This is a genomic window from Protofrankia sp. CiP1_Cm_nod4, assembly GCF_982290645.1.
Map to the genome: position 1 here is coordinate 31610 of NZ_CEVIVC010000017.1, position 17078 is coordinate 48687.

Here is a 17078-nt window from a genome sequence, read left to right on the forward strand (position 1 = left end):
CACACACGGAGAATCACGGTAGCCCGTCGGAGCAAGTAGGATCACATAAACGCGCCGGAAGTCACGGAGGGCGATGTGATGTTCGCCACGAGCCCATCGAAGCGGGCCACGAATCGCCCAATTTAGCGATTTCACATACCGGAAACAGGAAAGATACCGATCCGGAACAGATCCTATCGACTCTTCGGCCGAAGGATCCGGGACGACGGGTGGGCCGCGGACCGGTGAGCATGATCCACGCGGGCACGCGGGGCGACCGACGGGAGAGACATGAACCCAGACCAGCTTAAGGAACTCCAAGACGGTATAGCCGGCGCAGCGGGTGTGGGCAGCACCGCCTGGATTCTGGCTGCCTCGGCACTCGTACTGCTGATGACACCCGGCCTTGCGTTCTTCTACGGCGGCATGGTCCGCGCGAAGAACGTGCTCGGCATGCTCATGCAGAACTTCTTCTGCATCGCCGTCGTCAGCGTCCTATGGGTACTGATCGGTTACAGTATCGCGTTCGGCGACGGCAACCAGATCTTCGGTGGGTTTCACTTCGCACTGCTCAACCATATGAGCGAACCGGTTCCCGGGTATGCCGAGGTGACGTTCGCCCCGCCCTATGAGACGAACTCGCTCGCCCAGGTGATCCCACCGATCGTGTTCGTGGCATTCCAGCTCATGTTCGCAATCATCACCCCGGCACTCATCACCGGAGCCACCGCTGACCGGTGGAAATTCGGGGCTTTTGCCGCCTTTGTGACGATATGGTCGATTCTCATCTACTCGCCGGTGGCGCACTGGGTGTTCTCCCCCGAAGGATGGCTGTTCAAGAGGGGCGCCGAGGACTTCGCCGGCGGTACCGTCGTCCACGCGAACGCCGGAGCCGCGGCCATCGCCGTCGCGCTTGTCCTGGGTAAGCGCAGGGGCTGGCCCGCCACCAGCTTCCGGCCGCACAACCTGCCGTTCGTACTTCTGGGAACCGGCCTGCTGTGGTTCGGCTGGTTCGGTTTCAACGCCGGGTCCGAACTCGCCGCCGACACCCGCGCCGGGTTCGCATTCGTCAACACCAACACCGCGACCGCCGCCGCCGTGCTCGGCTGGTTGTTCGTAGAGAAGATCCGGGATGGGAAGGCGACCACCCTGGGTGCCGCCTCCGGCGCCGTCGCCGGCCTGGTAGCCATCACCCCGGCCTGTGGCTTCGTCTCCCCGGCAGGCTCGATCGCCATCGGCCTCATCGCCGGTGCGGTCTGCGCTCTGGCCACGGCCATCAAGGGCAAGGTCGGCATCGACGACGCGCTCGACGTAGGCGCCGTCCACCTGGTTGGCGGTGTGCTGGGTGCGCTGTTGATCGGGTTCTTCGGCACTGCCGACGTCGCCCCCGGCTACAGCGCGGACGGGATCTTCTACGGCGGTGGCGCCAGCCTGCTCGGCAAGCAGGCGCTCGCCGCCGGCGCGGTGGTCGCCTACTCGTTCGCGGCAACGTTCATCATCGCCTTCGTCATCGACAAGATCTACCGGATGAGGCTGTCGCCGGACGAGGAACTCGAAGGAATGGACATCGTCCTGCACGGTGAGACCGCCTACGAGTTCACCGCGCTCGGTGACGGATCGGCACCGGCATCGGTTTCCACCGACAAGGTCGCAGAGGAGGCCAAGGCGTGAAACTCGTAACCGCGGTAATCAAGCCGTTCAAGCTGGAGGACGTGAAGACCGCGCTGGAAAACCTCGGCGTGCGCGGCCTGACCATTTCGGAGGTCCAGGGCTTCGGTCGACAGAAAGGCCACACCGAAGTGTATCGGGGAGCCGAATACAAGGTCGACTTCGTCCCGAAAATCAAGATTGAAATCGTCGTGGACGACGACGCCGTCGACGAACTGGTAAGTGCCATCACCACGTCCGCGCAGACCGGGAAGATCGGTGACGGCAAGGTCTGGGTGGTCCCGGTCGAAACCGTCGTACGGGTACGCACCGGCGAACGTGGATCGGACGCGCTGTAGACCGTGCACCTTGTCGGTGTGCTGGCCGGTGCGGGCCGTTGGCTGCCGCACCGGCCAGAACAGGCCCTTCGATGACGAACCGGCTGGCGACTCTTACGGGCCGGTCCGAGGAGTTCGGCGGCATCGTCGGGCCGGCGCTGCGCCACGCCCTCATGGACGTCGCCGAAGCCACCCTGTGTGCTCTTTTCGGCGAGCCGGGCGCCGGCGTCGCCCTGATGGCGGTCGGTGGCTACGGGCGGGGTGAGCCCGCCCTCGGCAGCGATCTCGACCTCGTCCTGCTGCACGACGGCCGCCGGGACGACATCACCGGCATCGCCGACACCCTCTGGTATCCGCTCTGGGACGCCGGGATCGGCCTCGACCACAGCGTCCGTACCGTCGACGAGGCCGTCGCGGTCGCCGACAACGACCTGAAGGCGGCGCTGGGCCTGCTGGAGGCCCGCCCGGTCGCCGGTGACCGCGCCCTCGCCGGGTCCCTGCTCGAGCGCGTCCGCGCCCGTTGGCGCGCTCGCTCCCCCCAGCGTCTGCCCGAACTCGCGGACCTGGTCGCCGACCGGGCCCGGCGCCACGGCGACGTCGCCTTCCTGCTCGAACCGGACCTGAAACAGGCCCGCGGTGGCCTGCGGGACGTCCACGCGCTGGCCGCGCTCGCCATCGCCTGGGTCGCCGAAACCCCGTCCGCGCGGGTGCTCGAAGCGCGCCGGGTGCTCCTCGACGCCCGTGGCGAGGTCCGCCGGCTCGCGCACGGCCGCCGGCAGGACCGGCTGCTGCTGCAGGACCAGGCCGCCGTCGCGGCAGCCCTGGGCTATCCCGACCAGCTCGCGCTCGCCCACGCCACCGCCGACGCGGGCCGCACGATCTCCTGGACCTGGGACACCACCTGGTACCGGGTCTCGGCCGGCCTACGATCGTCCGCGCGCCGGCGCCCCGGCCCCCCGGTCCGCCGGCCCCTGGACCAGGACGTGGTCGAGCAGGACGGCGAGGTGCAGCTCGCCCGGGACGCCGATCCCACCCACGATCCCGCGCTGGTCCTGCGGGCCGCCGCCGCGGCGGCCCGGGCCGGCATCCCCATCGGCCGGTACGCCCTCACCCGGCTCGCCCGCGAAGCCCCACCCATGCCGGCACCGTGGCCGGACGCGGCCCGACAGGCCCTGGTGACCCTGCTCGCCACCGGCCCGGCCATGATCGGTGCCATGGAGGCGCTCGACCAGGTCGGGCTGCTCGTCCGGCTGCTGCCCGAGTGGGAGACGGTGCGCAGCAGGCCGCAGCGCAATCCCTACCACCGCTTCACCGTCGACCGGCACCTGCTGGAGACGGCCGCCGCCGCGGCGGCGTCGACCCGCAAGGTCGACCGGCCCGACCTGCTGCTGCTCGGCGCACTGCTGCACGACATCGGCAAGGGCCGGCCCGGCGACCACACCGACGTGGGAGTCGAGATCGTCCGTGACCTCGCGCCGCGGCTCGGGCTCCCGCCGGCGGACGCCGACATGCTCGTCACGATGGTGCGCCAGCACCTCCTGCTCATCGAGGCCGCGACCCGGCGGGACATCGACGACCCGGCGACCATCGAGGCGGTGGCCCGGGCCGCCGGCAGCCCCCGGGTCCTCGGCCTGCTGCACGCCCTGACCGAGGCCGACGCGCTCGCCACCGGCCCGACGGCCTGGAGCCCCTGGAAGGCACGGCTGGTCGGCGACCTGGTGGAGCGGGCGACAGCGGTCCACCGCGGCGAGCGGGCACCGTGCCCGCCCGCCCTCACCGACCGTCAGCGGGCTCTTCTCACGCTCCCGGACGACTACCACGTGGCGGTCAACCCGCTGCCGGACGACCCGATGTTCGAGATCGTGCTGGTGGCACCCGACCGTCCAGGGCTGCTGGCCGCCACCACGGGAGTGCTCGCCGTCAACCGGCTGGACGTGCACCGCGCCTCCGCCCGCAGCGAGAACGGCCGGGCGCTGTTGCAGGCGGCGGTGGCAACCACGCACGACGGGGAGCCCAACGCCGGGAAGCTGCGCGGTGACCTGCTGCGGGTCCTCGCCGGCCGGGTCGACCTGGACGCCAGGATCACCGGCCGGGAACAGGCGTACGCGGCCACCCGGCGCCAGCCGCCGCCCGCGCCACCAAAAATCATCTTTGACGACTCCGGATCCGACACGGTGATCGAGATACGGGCACCTGACCGTGCCGGTGTGCTGTTCCGGATGGTCCGCGCGCTCTCCGCGGCCGGGCTCGGCGTGCGGACCGCGATCGTGGCCACGATCGGCCTCGACGTCGTGAACGCCTTCTACGTGCGGGAGGCCGACGGCAGCACCGTGCGGCGGCCGGAGCGGCGGGAGGAGGTGGCGAGCCTCGTCCTGGCCGCGCTCGGATGAGCGCCCCGCCCGGGCACGCCGTCTGTGGGCAGGCCGTCTGTGGGCAGGCCGGACGGCCCGGCCTCGCCCCGGGCCGTCCGCTGGACACGGATGTGGGAGAGGGCGGCAAAGCCACACCGGAGGTGGCGGCTATACTCAGAACGCACGTTGGAGGCTTCGCCTAGTCCGGTCTATGGCGCCGCACTGCTAATGCGGTTGGGGGTAACCCCCCCTCCCGGGTTCAAATCCCGGAGCCTCCGCCACTGACCAGGCGTTTTGAACACATGTTCGAGACGCCTGGTGTCATTTCAAGATCCATGAATGGCCTCGGTCGGCACAGGGCTGACACGAACGGAAGCGATCTTGTTTCGGCGCGGCGCGGACGCCGCGATCACGACGACCGCCCGCTCCGCCCGCTCCTCGGTGACGACCGCGTACATGTCGCTGGCGAAGGCGGCTGGCACATGGCCCAAGACGTCGCTCACCAGCTTCATCGGCACCCCGGACACGAAACCGGTGGGAGCGCGTCGTGGCCCTCCATGTCGCCAGCCACCCGGCCGGCCGCGACGGGTGGACGCACGGCACACCCGCGGCCGATGACACCGAGCGACCAGAATGCTCCGGCGCGGGCACGGAACCGGCACCACCGGCGAACCGGATATCCACGGATGAATGCTGGAAATCGTGCGACCGCCGGCGGGACGGCAGGCAGCCGTCAATCTGGTCATTCACCCACGAAGCCGACCGGCGGCGGCCGGTTCGCCGACGTACGCATCATGATTCACGGCGCTGGCGTGGCGTGAAGCCTGCGAGCGGGGGCATCACCGACTCGACCACGCACTTCGGCGACCGGCGCCCGTATCCACGGGAGTCGGTCATGTTCGGGAGCCCGATGAGTCGAAAGGAGCTGCCATGCGTTCCACGGCAACGCCGGCGGGCCACGCTCAGGGCGGTACCACGAAGCTTCGATGGTGGTATCTGCTCGGCGCGGGGATCGCCTTCGTCCTTTTTGCGCTGGCAATTCCACAGTTCGGTCTGACCACGGTTCGCTCGGTCGCCATACTTCTGGGAATCGTCCTGCTCCTCAGTGCCGCCAGCGAATTGCTGGCGGCGTCGGCGACAGCGCGGGACTGGCGATGGTCCCATGTCCTGCTCGCCGTCCTCTTCGTCGTCGGCGGTATAGTCGCGCTGGCCTGGTCCCGCCCGACCTTCCCGGTGGCGGCGAGGATCCTGGCCTGGTACTTCCTGATCAAAGGTGTTTACGACATCGTCAATTCCTTCGTCGCGAGACGGGCCGAACATTACGGCGCGGCCGGTGAGGACACCCGCGGAACAGCCCAGTGGTGGATGCCGCTGGCGATCGGCGCGCTCGAGATCGGCGTCGGCTTCTGGGCCGTCAGCTATCCGCGGTTCTCGATCTCCCTGCTGGTCCTGTGGGTGGGGCTCGCGGCCCTCGCCACCGGTCTGACAAAAATCGCGATGTCATTCCGGAAACGTGGCCTCCGCAGGGATATGCCGGCCTTTTCCGAAGGCCACTTCCCGCCGGTTGGATTCGGTACCGGCGCGGCCCGCGAGGCCGGCCGGGCGGAGGCCGGGCGAGCGGAGGAGAGCCGAGCCCGCAGATCTCTTTCGGAAGGGCGGTGACATAAATCCCGGAAAAGGGATATGCACCCCGGGAGGGGTGGTCGCGTACATTCCGCCCCTCCCGGGGACGGCCCTGGCGATGGAGCACCGTGCGTGGCCGCCCCACGGGTCACCGACGCGATTCGCGGAAATCCTCACGTGGGTTTTCACGGCAGGCTCGACCGCCATCGTCGCCACGGGCCGGGGACGCCGATCCCCGGCCCGCCCTCGGCCGCGCGCTTCCCAGCCGCGGCCTTCCCGATCACAAGCGTCCCGATCACAGGCGTCCTTGTTTCGAGCCTTCCCGAGGCCGACACGGGCGCGGTGGACACGTCCCGTTTTGTCGGCATCACGCCGTATCGTACTTACATGCGCCTGACACTCACCGTGGCTGACCCAGCCCAGGATGTCAGTGCGGACATCCTGCTGGACACCGATCCGGACGCGCCCGTCGGCCTGATCGCCGACACTCTGGTACGGCACATCCGTCCAGGCATACCGGCTCTCCCCGTGGGTCGGCCGCGCCTGTTCGTCGAGGGCCGTGCGGTCGGCGAGACGCTCACCGTCGCCGGCTCCCCGATCCGGGACGGTGTTCTGATCAGCATCGACTCGCCTGTGGCCTGCCTTCCTCCCGAGCCACCGGGCCTGGTCGAAGTCCGGGTGACCAGCGGGCCGGGCGCCGGGGTCGTCCACCGGCTCGGCCCCGGCGAGTTCACGGTCGGCACCGCGGAGACCTGCGCCGTGCGCCTGGACGACCCGGGCGCCGCCGCCGAAGCCATGACGATCACCGTGACGGTGGACGGCGCCTGCCGGATCGCACCGGTCACCGCTCCCGCCGGGCCAGACACCGGCGACGTGCTCGTCGAACGCGAGCCCCTGGTCGCCGCGGTCGACCTGCCCGCCGGCAGCACCCAGCTCACAGTCGGATCCGTGCTGCTGGCGGCAGGTGTCCCAAGCCGGGCGGACGCCGCGCTCAAACCGTCCGACGACGGGTCGGGGCTGGACTTCAACCGGCCGCCCCGGCTGCTGCCGCCGATCCGGCGGGCACGGTACAAACTGCCCGGCGAACCCTCCGAGCCGGAGCGGCGGCCCACGCCGATCTTGATGGCGGCGCTTCCGCTGGTCGCGGGCGTCACAATGGCCTTTGTCTTCCGGCAGTACTACTTCCTGCTGATGGCTGTGGTCGGCCCGCTAGGCATGATCGGCATGCACGTCTCGGGGAGCCGTCATGGCAGGCGTAGCTACCGTAAGCAGCTGACCGATTACCACAAAAGGCGTCAGGATGTCGAGGACGATGCCGAGCAGGCGCTCCGCACCGAACGCACCGCCCGCCGCGGCGACTTCCCGGACCCGGCGAACGTCCTGCTCACCGCCATCGGGCCACGCGGACGCCTGTGGGAACGCCGCCGGGACGATCCCGACTACCTGCACCTGCGCCTGGGCACCGCCGACCTGCCGAGCGAGGTCGTCATGGAGGACCCGGCCGCACAGGAGCACAAACGAGAGATCACCTGGACGGCCCCCGACGTCCCGGTGACGATCGCCCTGCCCGAACGCGGCGTTGTCGGTATCGCCGGCCGCGGCGACCTCCCACGGGTGCTGGCCTGCTGGCTGGTCGCGCAGGCGGCCGTCCTGCACAGCCCACGCGATCTCGCGATCTGCGTGCTCACGGACAGCTCCGGCGAGCAGGCGTGGAACTGGGTGCGCTGGCTGCCGCACTGCCGTCCGACCGAAGGCCAGGACACCACCGTCCTGCTCGGGACGGACGACGCTTCGCGGGCCCGGCGGGTCGGGGAACTGCTCGGCCAACTGGGGACGCGGGCGGAGGCGCGGGCCCGGCCGGGCGGCGCGAACCCGCTCACCGACGGCCCGGACATGCTGGTCATCATGGACGGCGCCCGCCGGCTACGCTCCATCCCCGGTGTGATCTCCCTGCTCCGGGACGGGCCGGCGCTGGGCATCCGTTCGATCTGCCTGGACCGCGACATCCGGCTGCTGCCCGAGGAATGCCAGGCCGTGGCCGAGGAGACCCCGACAGGTCTGCGGGTCGTGGAGACCCGCACCGAGGTCGTCCATGACGTCCGCCCGGATCTCGTCGCCACGGCGGCCTCCGACGATCCGGAGCTGACGCTCACGGTCAGTGGCGCCGCGGCCTGGTGCGAACGTCTTGCCCGCGCACTGGCGCCGGTACGCGACGTCGGCGGGGACGACGAGGGGTCGCTCCCGGTCTCCGCCCGCCTCCTCGACGTGATCAGCCTGGAACCTCCGACCGCGGCGGTGGTAGCCGCCCGATGGCAGCTCCTCCCCCGCAGCACAGCCTTCCCCGTGGGTCTGTCCCTCGACGGCCCGCTCACGCTGGACCTGCGCCGCGACGGCCCGCACGGGCTGATCGCTGGTACCACCGGCTCCGGCAAGTCCGAGCTACTGCAGTCGATCGTGGCGTCGCTGGCTGTCGCCAACCGGCCGGACGCGATGGCGTTCGTGCTGATCGATTACAAGGGCGGCAGCGCCTTCGCCGACTGTGTCCGGCTCCCGCACACCGTCGGCATGGTGACCGACCTCGACACGCATCTGGTGGCTCGCGCCCTGGAGTCGTTGTCGGCGGAACTACGCCGGCGTGAGCGCATCCTGGCCGACGTCGGCGCGAAGGACATCGAAGAGTACATTTTTCTGGCCACCGCCGCCGGTGACGCACGGACACCTGGTGACGCACGGACACGCAGCGGCGGGCCGCTGCTGCCGCTGCCCCGGCTGCTGCTGGTCATCGACGAGTTCGCCTCGCTCGCCCGGGAGCTGCCCGCCTTCGTCACCGGTCTGGTCAACATCGCGCAACGAGGCCGTTCGCTGGGTATCCACCTGCTGCTCGCGACGCAGCGGCCCAGCGGCGTGGTGTCCCCCGAGATCCGCGCGAACACGAACCTGCGGATCGCGTTGCGTGTCACCGATGCTTCGGAGAGCACCGACGTTATCGGCGCACCTGACGCGGCACGCATCTCGCCGTCGGCCCCCGGACGGGCTTACGCCCGTCTTGGGCACGCCTCCCTGGTCCCCTTCCAGTCCGGACGGATCGGAGGCCGCCGACCCACCGGTGCCGCCGGTGCCGCCTTTAATGATCTTTCTCCGCCTTGGATCGCCCCGCTGACCTGGGCCGCGCTGGGGCAGCCCGCGCCGGCTCCCCCTCGGCCACGGACCACCGACAACGAGATCACCGATCTGAGGACGCTCGTCGAGACTGTCCGGGACGCGGCCGCCATCCTGGGGGTCGAACCAGTGCGCAGCCCCTGGTTACCGCCGCTACCAGAACGACTTACCCTACGGACAGTAAGCGCATCTATGCCCGGATTCACGTCCGGATCCGTGTCCGAGGAATCACAGGTCGTCTCCCGGCAGCCGCACAGCGGCGGCCCGGGCATGCTGCCTCCCGTCCCGATCGGGCTGGCCGACCACTGCGGCATCCAGGCGCAGCTTCCCTACACGATCGACATCGACAACGGGAGCCATCTGCTGTTCGTCGGTGCGCCGCGGTCCGGACGGTCGACGGTTCTGCGCACCATCGCCGGCTCGACAGCCGCGTCCATCTCTTCCAACGATGTGCACCTGTACGCGTTGGACTGTGGCAACAACGCCCTGGCGCCGCTGGTCCACCTGCCGCACACCGGGGCCGTGGTCAGCCGGGACGCGCCGGAACGGGTACAGCGGCTGCTCACCCGGATCATCCGCGAGATCGTCGAACGCCAGGAGATCTTCGCCGTCCATGGATACGCCGATCTCGCCGAGCAACGATCAGCCGATCCCGAACGCCCGCTACCGTACCTGCTCCTGCTGATCGACCGCTTCGAAGGTTTTCTGGCCTCCTTCGAGGAAGCCGACGGTGGAGCGCTTGTGGACATGCTGGCCCGGGTGCTGCGGGAAGGGCCGTCCGTCGGCGTCCGGGTCATCATGACCGGTGACCGGCGCAGCGCCTCCGGACGGTTCAGCGCGGCGATCGAGAACAGGTTCATGCTGCGGATGGCCGACAGGTCCGACTACACGATGGTGGGTCTTGCGCCCGCGGCCGTACCGGACAACCTGCCGCCGGGCCGGGGGTTCCAGCTCGAAGGGACGGTCGAGACCCAGATCGCTCTGCTCGACGACGATCCGTCCGGCCGGGCACAGGTGGCAGCGCTGCACCGGCTGGCCGAGGCGGCTGCCGCGCGCGACGGTGTACCGACCGGGCCAGGTACCGGTGCCCGCGAGGACCACCGCCGCCCGTTCCGTATCGATGTGCTGCCAGCACGCATCACGGTCACCGAGACCAGGGCACTGCGCCCAGGCCCGGGGCACAGCTCACGGACGGGCCCGCCATCACACCTGGATCCGGGCCTGGGCCCGCAGACGAGCCAGCCGGCGGGCATCCGCACGGACGGGCTCGAGGGCCCGCTGCCGGCAGGGCAGCCGTCGGTGCCGGCAGGTTGGCCGAGCCCGCAGCCGGTGCCGCTGGTAGCCCTGATCGGTGCGGGCGGCGACGAACTCGCTCCGGTTGAGATCGATCTCGCCGCCGACGGGCCGGGCTTCGTCATCGCCGGGCCCGCGCGCTCGGGCCGCAGTTCGACGCTGCTGACCATGGCGGAGTCGCTGCTGGCGGGCGGTGCCCGACTGCTGCTGCTGGCCCCGCGACGCTCGCCGTTGTCCACACTCGCGGACCGGTCAGGCGTGATCGACCTGCTGGGCGCGGATGCCCAGGCCGCCGGCATCGACGCGGCGCTGACGGCAGCCGGCCCGTCCGGCGGCCTAGTCACGATCATGGATGACGCGGAACTGCTGGCCACCGCCCCAGTCGCCGATCGCGTATCCGAGTTCCTCAGGACCGCGCGTGACAGCGGATGCGCGTTCGTCGCCGCCGGCACCACCGAGGATCTGACCAGTCAGTACCGGGGGTTCATGGTGGACGCCCGCCGGTCACGATGCGGAGTGATCCTCGCGCCAGGAGCACCCAGCGATGGCGATCTGTTCGGCATCCGGCTGTCACGTAACACCGGGGGCAGCACGCCGGCCGGCCGTGGCCTGTTCGTCCACCGGGGAAAAACAACACCGATTCAGATCGCATACCACGAGTAAGGACACCACCATGCGACCTGCCCAGGCCCTCCTCCCACGTCGGTACGAATTGCACCGTCACCGCAGGGTGAATCACCCTGCAGGCCATCACTCATTCCGGTCGAAAAATTTCCGACAACCCTCCACATGTTCACCGGAAAGGAGCAGATGATAAACAGTCGTAAAACACTGGATGGCGATCGAATGACTTCCGCCTTCGGCGCGAACCCATCCCGGCGCAGAGCCCGCCCCGGCCGATGACCACCTTTGCGATCTCCATCCTGAAAACATACGGATGTCAGAACGTGTGCGCACCGTCCGGCCGAACAGTGTTATGAAGTAGCGGTGTCCGACCACCGTCTTCCCGGGCGTGACGCCGATCCCGGCCAGGAGCCACCTGGTGACCGGCCCGTTTCCCCGACCGAGCCGGTCACGGAACCATCCGGAAAATCGACCGACCGGTTTTCCGGGCGGCTTCCCCGGCCGGGCCGCCATGCCGCGGGCCCGTCCAGGAATCCGACCGGGCCGTGCGCTGTCGGGCCCGCTCAGGCCGACGCAGGTGTCACCGAGCCGTCCGGTGAGCCGACCGTTTCGACCAGCCGGCTACGGCGCCGCATCGGCCTGGCCGACGCGGTGCTCCTCGGGCTCGGCTCAATGCTCGGGGCCGGGGTGTTCGCCGCGTTCGGGCCAGCGGCCCACGTGGCCGGAGCCGGTGTGCTCGTCAGCCTCGCGATCGCAGCTGTGATCGCTTACTGCAATGCCATGTCGTCCGCGCAGTTGGCCGCGCTCTACCCTGAGTCCGGCGGGACATATGTGTACGGACGGCGTCGGCTCGGCGCCAGCTGGGGCTTTATCGCCGGCTGGGGGTTTGTGGCCGGCAAGACCGCGAGCTGCGCGGCCATGTCCCTGACCGTCGGCGCATACGCGTGGCCGCAGCATCCCCGGCCGGTCGCGGTCGCCGCCGCAGCCCTACTCACCATGGTCAATTATTTCGGCGTGAGCAAGACCGCCCGGCTGACCCGCGCCCTCGTCGCACTCACCCTGCTCGCGCTCGCTGTCGTCGTGGTGGCATGCCTGGCGGGCGGGACCGTCAGAACAGCGCGGCTGAGCCCCTTCTGGTCTGGCAGCGGGCTGGACGCCGTACGCGGGATACTCCAGGCCGCGGCCCTGCTCTTCTTCGCGTTCGCGGGTTATGCCCGGATCGCCACCCTGGGCGAGGAGATCCGTGATCCGGCGCGGACGATTCTGAAAGCGATCCCGACCGCGCTCGGGATCACGATTGCCGTCTACCTGCTTGTCGGCCTGTCCGCGTTGCTGGCGGTCGGCCCGGAACGTCTGGCGAGCGCCGTGGACCCGTTGGCCGCCGCGACCAGCGCCGGTGGCCTGCGCGTCCTGACTCCCGCCGTCCGTGTGGGCGGAGCGGTCGCAAGCCTCGGCGTCCTGCTGTCGCTGCTCGCCGGGGTCGGACGCACCGCCCTTGCCATGGCCCGGGAAGGCGACCTGCCGGGCTGGCTTGCGGCGGTACACCCACGGTATGTGGTTCCCCACCGTGCAGAGTTGCTGCTGGGCGGGGTCGTCATCGCGGTGGTCATCGCCTCGGATGTCCGAGGCGCCATCGGTTTCTCCAGCTTCGCGGTTCTCGTCTACTACGCGATCGCGAACGCCAGTGCCTTCACCCTCGACGGCCCGCAGCACCGCTGGCTGCGCCCCCTGTCGCTGTTCGGCGGTGTCGGCTGCCTGGTCCTCGCTCTTGTACTGCCGGCCGCCTCGGTCCTGACCGGCTTCGCCGTCCTCACCATCGGCATCGTGATCCGTGCCGTGCGCAGGTCGTAAACACAGAAAGCATTATCACTTGCACACCGCGGTACCATTCAGCCGTCACACCGTCACACCGGAGCCATGAGCTCCCCGCCATCGGTGACGAACCGGAAAGTCGAGGTCACCGCGTCGAACAGATCGTGCAATGCGTCCACGAGCACCAGGTTCGGGCTGGAGCAGGAGATCAGGGCCACCTGGTCGGACCGTGGGACCGGGACGAAGGTCTGCATCATCGTCGTCCTGATCCAACCAGCCCGGTCAGGCAGTGAGATGTCCTCCACCCCGTACGAGCGGGCCCCCTGCCCAACGCGAGGAAGATCGACAAGGGTCACCGTAGTCCAGGTGTCATCCTGTGATCGGGCGGCCTTCTCCGCCAGAGAAGACATGATCATTGATGGAGTCACCTCGGTCATGCCGACAACCTGGACATCATCCGGCGCGGGAAGCAAGGATACGGTCACGCTGGCGGATAAGCCGGCGCCTTCTACCGCCTCGGCCATGACGCCGCAGAACAGCGCGCCACCGGCCGCCGCGTCACGGGCGGTGTGCCGGAGCAGCCGGGAGATCGCCGCACGGTTCGCCGCGAGCTCGGGGACACCTCGCGTACGCTCCCGGACCAGAGCGTCGATGGACGCCCGCCGGGTCACCGGATTCAGGTCGACCTCGAACCAGGTATCGGGAACGCTGATCGAAAAACCCAGGACCATGGGCTTTTCGGCAGCAATATGTCCGCTCAGTCTCCTCTCCCCCCTCCCTCTTCCCCACTGGCCGACCGCGACGCACGGACCAGCTCGGTACTCAGATCGGCATCGGCCTGACGCAGGGTCTCCGCCGACCGGGAAGCCATCGTCGCCAGTTTGTTCGCATTTTCGTCGATCTTCTTACGTCCGTCCTTCCAGCCGTGCTCGAAGTCGTCCAGGGCATCCTCGATCTCGGTCGATCCCGTCTGCCCTCGGTAGTTCTCCAGCATCGAACGGGTCGCGTTCATCGCCGAACGGATCGACGTCAGATTGCCGGCCAGCGAGTCCAGCCCAGGAAGATCGACCGAAAGCCGGTCAGTGGTCATCGCGCACTACCTCTCTCACCGTGATCCTGTCGCAGGACAGGCCTACGACGACCGGCCCGTTCACGGAAGGCACAGGAGAGATCGCAGATGTCCCGGGGGCACGGCACCTGTCAACGTCCTTCTGAACAGCGCCCGTTCGGACCGGACGGAAAGCCACCGTGCAGGACGGCGACCTTCGCGCCGTGCCCGGACAAGCACCAAGAATGCCCGGCACGCCGGACGCCTCACCGAGCGAAAACCGCCTCCCGGCGACCTGGGCCCCCGCGCCCATGGACTTCTTCCCAGGACCGGACGCGGAAAACGTGATCACGCCCTGCCGTCGGCCCGTCAGCTCTGGCCACGCAGTGAACTCGCGAGCTGGGTATCAGCGGTCCGGAACACCTCAGCCGCCTTCTTCAGGTAGTCGGCCATGCCGTCGAGCCCGGCCAGCGTGTTGGTGACACCGGTATTGAACCTGTCGTAGGACCCCTGGAACTGCACGCTGGACTGGTCGGTGACGTACCCACCAGCGGCCAGGGCCTCGACCATTTTCTTCAACGTGACAAGCTGGGCCTCGATGTCGGCCCTGCCGTTCCTGAGCCTGATACTGGCATCGTCCATGTCCTGGTACGTGACATTGAGGTTGGGCATTGTCAGACCCTTTCAGACAGGTTTTCAGCAGCAAATATCGACCGCGCAGGATAGGCCGCTCTGGCGACACAGCGTGATTTCTGGGCCGCGCCGCCCAGAAGCGGTGTATCAGACGGCTTCTACCGCGGTCCAAAAATCATGCTCAGGCAGGACGGTGCTGTCAGCGCGTACCCGATCACACTTCCACTGTTCTTGATGAGCACAACACCGGGTCGATACCGAAACCCGCGGCCCCACTCTCACGGATCATGTATCCAGGGGACGATCCGGCAGCTTCGCTGCCAGGAAGTATCGCACACCAGTGCCGTCCGCGACGCATTTCGTACGCTTTGCACCCATCCGCCTGGTACCGGTTTACACCATGCTCCCGGCTTGTGACAAGACCACCGGGAGAGCGACGTCGACACGACACCGACCACATGATCGCTTCGGTGCGGACGTCGACGCCGGTTGCCCGCCATCATGCCGGACCGACCGCCGGGCGACCCAGTTATCCACAGCCAAGTTATCCACAGGAAAGGTCGCACGGTAGCCGCTCCGCCCGTTGGCGGAAGATGATGAGCCCGTGACACCGCGCTACCTCGACCAAGCCAGCCGGCGACGTTCAGCTCCGCCGGCCAGGCGCCACCCGACGGCTGACAACCCATGGAAGCCGACGGGCGGGCTGGCCGCGCTGTTCTCCAGGCTGCTCTCCAGCGTGGCCGTCATCTTCCCATCCATCCTGTTCCCGCCCGCCCCGGACAAGCGCGGCCGGCGTCCCGCCCTGGCTCAGGCGACAGCGACAAACGCACCGGCGGATGCATGCCCGACCGCAACGACAGAAATGAGCACGCCTGACACGAGCACGCCGCTGGACGACAGGTGGAACACCACGACACGACCCGAAGGAACCGTACGCTACCATCCAGTTACGAACCAGCCGCTTCCCCTCACGACTTCTCCCACGGAGGAGGCTGGACAGCGGGGTACCCGGGCACAGGCAGCACCGAGACACCACGACGTACACCCACCCGTCGTCCTATCTGTCATACTGACGACAGGAATGATGGTTGCACTGATGAGGCGACGGCCACGATTCAAGGGCGGCAACCCCCTCGGTCAGACCAGGCCCGGGCTCCGCCTCGCCGCGGACGGGGGGGCTGCCCGATTCCTCGACCAGGCACTGCGGCTTCTCGCCGCGGAGCTCACCACCGCTGGTCGCACCCTGCCATCCGTGTATGCGGCAACCGTCTCCGACAGCGGACTCGTCCTGCACATCGCGCCGGCTGAACCTGACGGACCGCCTTCACCCTGGCAGGCCGGCCGGGCACCGGGTACCTGGCGTATCGCGCGGACCACCACCACGGCCGACGGCCTGCCCGCCGATGACAGCCAGAGAGTTCCCGTAGACACACCAGCCCCCTATCCAGGCCTGGCCACCGTGGGCACGGACGACCGAGGAGCTCGTGTTCTCGTCGACATCGAGGCTGCCCCCGGGATCATCAGCCTCGGTGGGGACGCCGCGCTCGCGCGAGAGGTGGCCGTGTCCGTCGCGGTGGAACTGGCCACGAATCCCTGGTCGGGCGATCTCCGCATATACATGATCGGGTTTCCTGGGCGCCTCATGTCGATTGCCCCGGACCGGCTGCGACCCAGTACCAGCCTCGACGATGTCCTGGACGAGCTGGAAAGCCGTCAGCCGTGGCACGGCCGGTCAGCTGGCGGTGAACCACGAAACGGCGGATCTCCCGATCCGGCGCTCCGAGGGCGGCCGGCGGCCCTGCGCCAGGCCCTGTGGGCGCCGGAGCTGCTGCTCCTGGCCGCCCCTCCGTCCGAGCGGGAGACAGCGCGGCTTTCCGCCCTCTTCAGGGATTCCACCCAGGGGGTCGGTGTCGTGACCGTCGGCAATTCGACCGCCGCACGCTGGCGCTTCACCGTGAGCCCGGAGCGTAAGCTGCACCTCGGTGTCCTTGGGCTGGAGGTCAGTGCTCAGACGCTGAGCACGCGCGAGTACTCCACCATTGCCGGCATGCTCCGTATGGCGGGTACGGCGTACACACGTTCCGGCCAAGCCGACGCCGTGTCACATATCCCAAAAACGGAAACCACGGGCCCTGGTCCCGATCATCCGCACCCCGCATATCCGACAGATCCGCCGCCACGGCGGATCTCCGCTCCAGCGGCACAGTCGCCGCGCCGTCCCGGCCTCGGGAACGGCGTGGCGCAAGTGGACGACCGTAGCCGTGGGAACGAGGACGCCGATGCGCGTGCCGCGTTCCCGGACGGATCCCGGCCAGCCCCCACCTCGAATCCGGACCAGGTGCCGACGCCATGGGTACCCGAAATTCCGCCGTGGATGCGCCCACAGGCATCCACGGCGGAATCAGAGTCCCTCCATCGCAGGCATCCGCCAATTCCACCGGTGCCGTCGGTGCCTCCCCCGTCAGCTCCTGCGCGGACCCCAGCGACGCGGGCCCCGTCCCCGCCCCCGCGGACGCCTTCACCGGCCATCGCTCCTCCGGTTGGCCGACCACCCAAACCCCCGCCGCCTCC

10 protein-coding genes and 1 tRNA gene are annotated in these 17078 nt (G+C 68.9%); 7 read left to right on the forward strand and 4 right to left on the reverse strand.

What is annotated here, in order from left to right; all coding sequences use genetic code 11:
* Positions 1-270 precede the first annotated feature (270 nt).
* The 4 genes from AC5LSR_RS05745 to AC5LSR_RS05760 all read left to right on the forward strand — a co-directional run bounded on the left by AC5LSR_RS05745 (position 271) and on the right by AC5LSR_RS05760 (position 4596).
* Positions 271-1650 (forward strand): ammonium transporter, encoded by a 1380-nt coding sequence (locus AC5LSR_RS05745; protein ID WP_445548179.1) that lies wholly within the window; start codon positions 271-273, stop codon positions 1648-1650.
* Entirely contained in the window at positions 1647-1985 is a 339-nt protein-coding gene (locus tag AC5LSR_RS05750; protein ID WP_250281239.1) for a P-II family nitrogen regulator, read from the forward strand. Before AC5LSR_RS05745 ends, AC5LSR_RS05750 begins: the two co-directional genes overlap by 4 nt.
* A 71-nt stretch (positions 1986-2056) precedes the next feature.
* The gene (locus AC5LSR_RS05755) at positions 2057-4354 is read left to right on the forward strand and encodes a [protein-PII] uridylyltransferase (protein WP_250281238.1); all 2298 of its coding nucleotides are present in this window, start codon (positions 2057-2059) and stop codon (positions 4352-4354) included.
* A gap of 149 nt (positions 4355-4503) precedes the next feature.
* Positions 4504-4596 (forward strand) — tRNA-Ser (locus tag AC5LSR_RS05760).
* A 45-nt stretch (positions 4597-4641) separates the two neighbouring features.
* On the opposite strand, the gene AC5LSR_RS05765 is transcribed toward AC5LSR_RS05760, so the two are convergent.
* Positions 4642-4827 (reverse strand): hypothetical protein, encoded by a 186-nt coding sequence (locus AC5LSR_RS05765; RefSeq protein WP_493468230.1) that lies wholly within the window; start codon positions 4825-4827, stop codon positions 4642-4644.
* A gap of 418 nt (positions 4828-5245) precedes the next feature.
* Here AC5LSR_RS05765 and AC5LSR_RS05770 point away from each other — a divergent pair, with 418 nt between their 5' ends.
* From AC5LSR_RS05770 to AC5LSR_RS05780, 3 genes are all read left to right on the forward strand, one after another.
* Positions 5246-5977, forward strand: coding sequence for an HdeD family acid-resistance protein (locus tag AC5LSR_RS05770; protein WP_250281234.1), 732 nt, complete (start codon positions 5246-5248; stop codon positions 5975-5977).
* A 366-nt stretch (positions 5978-6343) separates the two neighbouring features.
* The gene (locus tag AC5LSR_RS05775; protein WP_250281233.1) at positions 6344-11053 is read left to right on the forward strand and encodes an FtsK/SpoIIIE domain-containing protein; all 4710 of its coding nucleotides are present in this window, start codon (positions 6344-6346) and stop codon (positions 11051-11053) included.
* A gap of 324 nt (positions 11054-11377) precedes the next feature.
* Positions 11378-12865, forward strand: a complete 1488-nt coding sequence (locus AC5LSR_RS05780) for an APC family permease (protein WP_250281232.1) — start codon at positions 11378-11380, stop codon at positions 12863-12865.
* A 53-nt stretch (positions 12866-12918) separates the two neighbouring features.
* Here the strand turns inward: AC5LSR_RS05780 and AC5LSR_RS05785 are convergent, their stop codons facing one another.
* From AC5LSR_RS05785 to AC5LSR_RS05795, 3 genes are all read right to left on the reverse strand, one after another.
* Positions 12919-13557, reverse strand: a complete 639-nt coding sequence (locus AC5LSR_RS05785) for a hypothetical protein (RefSeq protein WP_250281231.1) — start codon at positions 13555-13557, stop codon at positions 12919-12921.
* 26 nt (positions 13558-13583) lie between these two features.
* Positions 13584-13916 (reverse strand): hypothetical protein, encoded by a 333-nt coding sequence (locus AC5LSR_RS05790; RefSeq protein WP_250281230.1) that lies wholly within the window; start codon positions 13914-13916, stop codon positions 13584-13586.
* A gap of 327 nt (positions 13917-14243) precedes the next feature.
* Entirely contained in the window at positions 14244-14546 is a 303-nt protein-coding gene (locus AC5LSR_RS05795; RefSeq protein ID WP_250281228.1) for a WXG100 family type VII secretion target, read from the reverse strand.
* Between the last annotated feature and the right edge of the window lie 2532 nt (positions 14547-17078).

Excerpts from the sequence above, each read along its gene's own strand:
- AC5LSR_RS05745 (WP_445548179.1), top strand. The coding sequence starts at position 271 with ATGAACCCAGACCAGCTTAAGGAACTCCAAGACGGTATAGCCGGCGCA.
- AC5LSR_RS05755 (WP_250281238.1), top strand. The coding sequence starts at position 2,057 with ATGACGAACCGGCTGGCGACTCTTACGGGCCGGTCCGAGGAGTTCGGC.
- AC5LSR_RS05765 (WP_493468230.1), bottom strand. The coding sequence starts at position 4,827 with ATGAAGCTGGTGAGCGACGTCTTGGGCCATGTGCCAGCCGCCTTCGCC.
- AC5LSR_RS05770 (WP_250281234.1), top strand. The coding sequence starts at position 5,246 with ATGCGTTCCACGGCAACGCCGGCGGGCCACGCTCAGGGCGGTACCACG.
- AC5LSR_RS05785 (WP_250281231.1), bottom strand. The coding sequence starts at position 13,557 with ATGGTCCTGGGTTTTTCGATCAGCGTTCCCGATACCTGGTTCGAGGTC.
- AC5LSR_RS05790 (WP_250281230.1), bottom strand. The coding sequence starts at position 13,916 with ATGACCACTGACCGGCTTTCGGTCGATCTTCCTGGGCTGGACTCGCTG.
- AC5LSR_RS05795 (WP_250281228.1), bottom strand. The coding sequence starts at position 14,546 with ATGCCCAACCTCAATGTCACGTACCAGGACATGGACGATGCCAGTATC.